This window comes from Mesorhizobium sp. M7A.F.Ca.AU.002.02.1.1, from assembly GCF_003998535.1.
Taxonomy (GTDB): domain Bacteria; phylum Pseudomonadota; class Alphaproteobacteria; order Rhizobiales; family Rhizobiaceae; genus Mesorhizobium; species Mesorhizobium ciceri.
Genome location: NZ_RZPB01000333.1, coordinates 1 through 6,382 on the forward strand (window position 1 = coordinate 1; position 6,382 = coordinate 6,382).

4 protein-coding genes and 1 pseudogene are annotated in these 6,382 nt (G+C 61.1%); 3 read left to right on the forward strand and 2 right to left on the reverse strand.

Features of this window, described 5'->3' with window-relative positions; genetic code table 11:
* On the reverse strand, positions 1 to 933 hold a 933-nt coding region (locus EN879_RS19995), incomplete at its 3' end, for a PIN-like domain-containing protein (RefSeq protein ID WP_348631499.1).
* 288 nt (positions 934 to 1,221) lie between these two features.
* On the reverse strand, positions 1,222 to 4,869 hold the full coding sequence (locus EN879_RS20000; RefSeq protein WP_063168484.1) for a hydantoinase B/oxoprolinase family protein: 3,648 nt from the start codon (positions 4,867 to 4,869) through the stop codon (positions 1,222 to 1,224).
* Between the two features lie 80 nt (positions 4,870 to 4,949).
* Here EN879_RS20000 and EN879_RS20005 point away from each other — a divergent pair, with 80 nt between their 5' ends.
* The 3 genes and pseudogenes from EN879_RS20005 to EN879_RS40055 form a co-directional block, all read left to right on the forward strand.
* Positions 4,950 to 5,324 carry a hypothetical protein gene (locus tag EN879_RS20005; RefSeq protein WP_244514312.1) on the forward strand — a complete coding sequence of 125 codons (375 nt, stop codon included), beginning with the start codon at positions 4,950 to 4,952 and terminating at the stop codon, positions 5,322 to 5,324.
* 174 nt (positions 5,325 to 5,498) lie between these two features.
* Positions 5,499 to 6,218, forward strand: a complete 720-nt coding sequence (locus tag EN879_RS20010; protein ID WP_013530944.1) for a DnaJ family molecular chaperone — start codon at positions 5,499 to 5,501, stop codon at positions 6,216 to 6,218.
* Positions 6,215 to 6,382 (forward strand): annotated as a pseudogene (locus EN879_RS40055) (N-acetylmuramoyl-L-alanine amidase); the annotation flags it as partial. The gene EN879_RS20010 and the pseudogene EN879_RS40055, both read left to right, overlap by 4 nt.

Sequence of the window (6,382 nt, forward strand, 5' to 3'; positions counted from 1 at the left end):
ATGAAGGGCAAGGACGGTCACGAGATTCAGCATTTCGCTATGTCTAAACAAAATTGAACGTCTAGGAATTTCTCTTGTTTCTTGAACTCTCTCCATCTCTTTCACTGTTTCCTTGGAAACCAGTTCTTCGTCCTCGCTGGATACGAAGGCTAAAAAGCGCGATGGCGAATATGCGTAGAACAACTGGCCAGTCGCTTCGAAAAACTCGTGCCTGAGTTCAGGCCTTGGTCCCAGGGTCTTGCCATCATGTCGTGCCCACCAGTCTTCTTTGTTATCGTCAGTGACAAAAAGGACCGGAAGCTGAGCCGACTTTGCCTTGTCCTTCATTTCAGCCCAAATCAGATAATCGCCCGGACGGCCTTTGTCTTTATAACCGGGGGGGATTTTCGCATCGAAACGTCGCAGCGCTTCTTTCCGTCGCTGTTCGATGTCGACTGGTTGCTTCCCTACCTTTCCATCGAAGATGTCAGTAACGTCCTTGAAAACCGATAGAGCTTCAGGAAGCTGCTTTACGGCAGTTTCAACTTCAAGGGTCAGGCGCTCGAAGAACTTGCCGATCTCGTCCATAGAGGATCCTTGGGGCCAAGGATCGAATCTGGAGAACGCGCCAATTGCCCCTTCGACCTCATTGCGTTTCTTTAGCAGCTCATCTTTTAGCTTCTGATATGCCGCTCTATTGGTCGAATCAGCATCGCGCCCGTCTGCCTGGAACTCTGCACCGGCCTGATGAGGCAACCACAGTCTATCCCCAAATGACCTAAATGCAGCAAGGACTTCCGCCCGTCTAGCGGGCATAAATCTGAATAGGTGTAATAAGACATTTGTATCCGGGACCAGAAGTCCCGTCTTCCAGATCTTGTCTAATTCCTTTTTGGTGGGCTCGTAAAACCCATGAAAAATCTTCCGCATCCAACCCCCCGGAGTCGAAGCCATTACAACATCGCTGTGAACATTGAAGCAAGCGAGACTTGTAGAGAAATGCCTTTCGAAACCTTTTCTTACCGTGTGAACGGCTCGCTATTGTCGAATGGTAGCGTATAGCGGAATCCTGAATGGTTGCGGTCCCACGTGCCCTAGAATGTCAGAATGCTCCGATGGTGCGGGGAAGTAGGAGGTGGCGATCACAGCCGCTATCATCTGCGCAATAGCCTACTAGGCTAGCATCGCCGCCGAATAGCTGGTGATAAATGCGGCCGGGAGGCGCGAGCCAGTCAAGCGGTTTCAGGCCTTGCCAAATCCCCCCGGCGTCGGCGTCGTCAGGATGACGGCGTCGCCGGCCTGCAACATGGTCTGGTCGCAGGCTTTCAGCAGGTCGATCGTGCCGTCCTTGCGGCGGATCTTGGTCGAGCCGACCTCGCCGTCGCCGCCTCCGTCCAGCCCTTGCGGCGGCCGGTTGCGGTGCGAGGACAGGATCGCGCATTCCATCTTTTCGAGGAAGCGGATGGTGCGTTTGGTGCCGTCGCCGGCGCTCCATCTGCCCTTGCCGCCGGAATCTTTCCGGATGTGGAAATCCTCGAGCAGAACGGGAAAGCGCAGCTCCAGCACTTCGGGATCGGTGAGGCGCGAATTGGTCATGTGGGTGTGGACGCCGGAGGTGCCGGCAAAGCCGCGGCCCGAGTTCATCCGGCCGGCCGGCGAGCCGGAGCAGATCGTCTCGTAATATTGATACGTCTTGTTGCCGAAGGTCAGGTTGTTCATCGTGCCTTGGGCGTTGGCCATGGCGCCCATGGCGCCGAACAGCGCGTTGGTGACATGCTGCGAGGTCTCGACATTGCCGGCGACGACGGCGGCGGGGTAGGCGGGTTTCAGCATGCAGCCATCGGGAATGATGATGTTGATGGGCCGCAGGCACCCGGCATTCATCGGGATCATATCCTCGACCATGACGCGGAAGGCGTAGAGCACGGCGGCGCGGGCCACCGGCTCGGGCGCGTTGAAATTGTTCTTCATCACCGGCGAGGTGCCGGTGAAGTCTACCGTCGCCTCGCGCTTTTGCCGGTCGACCGTGATCTTCACCTTGATGATCTGGCCGGTGTCGGTCGGGTATTCGTACTCAGAACTATCCGGCAGCCGCTCCAGCACGCGGCGCACGCTTTCGGCGGCATTGTCCTGGACATGGCCCATATAGGCCTCGACGACATCGAGGCCGAAATGGGCGACCATCTTGCGCAGTTCGGCTACGCCCTTTTCGTTGGCGGCGATCTGCGCCTTGAGGTCGGCGATGTTCTGGTGCGGATTGCGGGCCGGATAGCGGTGATCGGTGAGCAGCGTTTCCAGCTCCTTCTCGCGGAAGCGGCCACGGTCGACGATGCGGAAATTGTCGAACAGCACGCCTTCCTCGTCGACCGTGGTGGCGAGCGGCGTCATCGAGCCGGGTGCCGTGCCGCCGATATCGGCGTGATGGCCGCGCGAGGCGGCCCAGAACAGGATTCTTTCCTTGGCATCATCGAAGACCGGCGTCACGACAGTGATGTCCGGCAGATGCGTGCCGCCATTGTAGGGTGCGTTGAGGGCAAAGACGTCGCCGGGGTGGATGTCGCCGGAATTCAGCCGGATGATGGTTTCGACCGAGCGGTCCATCGAGCCGAGATGCACCGGCATGTGCGGCGCATTGGCGACCAGCGCGCCGGTCCGGTCGAAGACGGCGCAGGAAAAATCCAGCCGTTCCTTGATGTTGACGGAATAGGCGGTGTTCTGCAGCGTGACGCCCATCTGCTCGGCGATCGACATGAAGAGGTTGTTGAAGACCTCCAGCATGACCGGATCGGCCTCGGTGCCGAGCGCTGCCTGCCGGCGCTTTTTCTCGACGCGGTGCAGGAGCACGTGGTTCCTGGCGGTGATTTCGGCCAGCCAGCCCGGCTCGATGACGATTGTCTGGTTCGGCTCGATAATCAAGGCAGGTCCCGCAACCCTGTTTCCCGGCTTCAGCGCCTCGCGGCGGAAGATGGGTGAAGTGCGCCACTCTCCCTCGGTGAAGATTTCGCGGGTCTGTGAAGGGCTTACGGCAAGGTCTTCGGTTCGCGATTCAGTTTCGTCGCGCCCAGTGCCGCCGGTGTCGGTGCCTTCGACGCCGACGGTCTCGACGATCATCGGCTTGTCGTCATAGACGAAACCGAACTGCGCCTTGTGGGCGATTTCAAAATCGCGCCTGGCCTGGAAAATCGAATCCGCCTCGAAATTCACCGGCAGTGTCGTGTCGGTGCCGTCGTAGCGAATGTGCAGCACCGGCTTCGTGGCGACCGTATCCTCGCCGATGCCTTGCGCCGCGAGTTCTGCGACAACGGCTTTCCTCAAGATGGCAATGAGGTTGCCGATCTCCGTTCTGGACTCTTCGGCAAGCGGTTTCAGCAGCGCCTGCTGGCGCGAGGCAAAGACCGAGGACAGGCCGATGCCATAGGCCGACAGAAGACCTGAGAAGGGATGGATCAGCACCGCTTCCATGCCGAGCGCATCGGCGACCAGGCAAGCGTGCTGGCCGCCGGCGCCGCCAAAACAGTTCAAGAGATATTCGGTGACGTCGTAGCCGCGCTGCACGGAGATCTTCTTGATGGCATTGGCCATGTTTTCGACGGCGATGGTGACGAAGCCCTCGGCGACAGACTCGGGCGACCGGCCGTCGCCGATTTCGGCGGCGAGTGCGGCGAATTTTGCCCGTACCGTCTCGACGTCGAGCGTCTGGTCCTGGCCGGGTCCGAAAATGGCCGGGAAGAAATCGGGCTGCAGCTTGCCCAGCATCACATTGGCGTCGGTGACGGCGAGCGGGCCGCCGCGCCGGTAGGCTGCCGGGCCGGGATTGGCGCCAGCCGAATCCGGCCCGGCCCGGAAGCGGCCGGCCTCGTAATGCAGGATCGAGCCGCCGCCGGCGGCGACGGTATGGATGCGCATCATCGGCGCGCGGATGCGCACGCCGGCGACCTCGGTGTCGAAGGCGCGCTCATATTCGCCGTCATAGTGAGCGACGTCGGTCGAGGTGCCGCCCATGTCGAAACCGATGACCTTGTCGAAGCCGGCGAGCCTGGCCGTCTCGACCATGCCGACGACACCGCCGGCTGGTCCTGACAGCAGTGCGTCCTTGCCCTGGAACATGTCGGCGGCGGTGAGACCGCCCGACGACATCATGAACATCAGGCGGGGGAATCGATCGCTCTCCCCCACAAGAGGGGAGCTTGGCGCCGCACCCAACTCTCCCGCCACCCTTTGCACATAGCGCGATAGGATCGGCGACAAATAGGCGTCGACCACCGCGGTGTCGCCGCGGCCGACCAGCTTGATCAGCGGCGAGACCTCATGGCTGACCGAGACCTGGCTGAAACCGAGTTTGCGGCAGACTTTCGCCACCGCCTTCTCGTGCTCGGGGTATTTCCAGGCGTGCATGAAGACGATGGCGACCGCATCGATGCCATCGGCCCTGGCCTGTTCGATCGCCGGCCGGCAGGCGGCGATATCGAGCAATTGTTCGACGCAGCCATCGGCGCGCACACGCTCGTTGATTTCGATGACGCGCTCGTAGAGCTGTTCGGGAAGGATGATCTCCTTGGCGAAGATGTCCGGGCGCGCCTGGTAGGCGATCTTCAGCGCATCGCGGAAGCCCTTGGTGATGAGCAAAAGCACGCGGTCGCCCTTGCGCTCCAGCAGCGCATTTGTGGCGACCGTGGTGCCCATCTTGATGTCGCCGATCAGGCCGCTCGGGATCGTGTCGCCGGCCGACAAGCCAAGAAGGTCGCGAATGCCCTGGATGGCGGCATCGTTATAGGCTTCGGGATTTTCGGAGAGAAGCTTGCGCGGGTGCAGCCCGCCCTCCGGATCTCGGCCGATGATATCGGTGAATGTGCCGCCGCGGTCGATCCAGAAATCCCATTTTTCGGTCATGACAGCCCCTGGCGCTCTTCTGTTCGATCGGTGTTTCGGCACATGCTGTTAGTTCGCTACGGCCTGAGCGGCAATCGCAAATGAACCAGACGATGTTACATGCGGAAACGCAACGTTACGAAACTCATGGCCGGCTGACGCATTTGTCCTTCGACCGCTCACGGCAACGTGAGCGTGTGTTGAAGGAGAGACAAATGAAAAAGCTCATTCTCGCGTCCGTTTCCGGTTTGGCTTTGCTTGGCGTCGCCGCCTGCAGTGACAGCGGTACGGACAACACCACCACCCAGAGCACCAACCCGCCGGCCGCCGAGGAACCGATGAAACCGGCCACCCCGGAAGCCACGCCGCCGGCCGCGACGCCTCCGGCAACGGATAATTCGACCACGAAGAGCATCACACCCGAGAAGCCCGCCGAGCCGGCTCCGGCAACACCAGCTCCTGCGCCCGCGCAGTAGTGAGCAAGCAGTACTTCTTGTGATGAATGAGGAAGGTCGGCTCGCGCCGGCCTTTCTCATGTCGTCCGAGCGCCGTGGGCCAATCCCTCTCGCGCGCCGGATCGATTTGTCGCGCAAAGCCTGCGGCACTGTCCCGGCTTGATAGGAGGGAGCGGTGGCTCTAAGAAGCAGGCCATGTCGATTTGGGATCGCCTCGGCGAGTTCATCACCCGCGTTTCATCCTCAACCTCGTCGGGTGTCGTCGACGTTGTCGAGGCTGTGCGCACGGTTTTCTCCGGCGATGCGGATTTGCGCCGGCGTGTCGCCTTTTCGGTGGCGATGATCGCGCTGTCGGCCAAGATGGCCAAGGCCGATGGCATCGTCACCCAGGACGAGGTGCGCGCCTTCCAGGAGATATTCGAAGTGCCGCCGAAGGAGACGCGCAATGTGGCGCGGCTGTTCGATCTCGCCCAGCGCGACGTGGCCGGTTTCGAAACCTATGCCGAGCGGATGGCCCAGATGTGCGGTTCGGGGCATTCCAACTGCGTGATGCTTGAAGACATACTCGACGGTCTGTTCCACATTGCCAAGGCCGACGGGCTGGTGCACGAGCGCGAAGGCCATTTCCTGCACCGCATCGCCGAGATTTTCCGCATCGACGAAGCGCATTACGAAGCCATCATGGCCCGGCACGTCAATCTCGGCGCCGGGGATCCCTATGTCGTGCTGGGCATCGAGCGCGGCAAGCCGTTCGAAGAGGTCAGGAAACGCTATCGCAAGCTGGTTTCCGACAATCATCCGGATCGGCTGATCGCGCGCGGCCTGCCTCAGGAATTCATCAAGATCGCGACCACCAGGGTGGCGGCGATCAATGCCGCCTACGAGATGATCGAGCGGGGCCTGCGCCACGCATGAGCGGCTTTCTGCCCGACGAGCCACGTGCCGAAGTCAGGGTATCGCCGAATTTCGGCCCGCGGCGCGAGACAACACCCAGGCCCGACATGATCGTGCTGCACTACACAGGCATGGCGACCGGCGCCGGGGCCGAGGCCTGGCTTTGCGATCCGGCCAGCGAGGTC

Bases quoted from the DNA above. Each gene is read 5' to 3' on its own strand.
- EN879_RS20010 (WP_013530944.1), top strand. From the start codon at position 5,499: ATGTCGATTTGGGATCGCCTCGGCGAGTTCATCACCCGCGTTTCATCC.
- EN879_RS20000 (WP_063168484.1), bottom strand. From the start codon at position 4,869: ATGACCGAAAAATGGGATTTCTGGATCGACCGCGGCGGCACATTCACC.
- EN879_RS20005 (WP_244514312.1), top strand. From the start codon at position 4,950: ATGAACCAGACGATGTTACATGCGGAAACGCAACGTTACGAAACTCAT.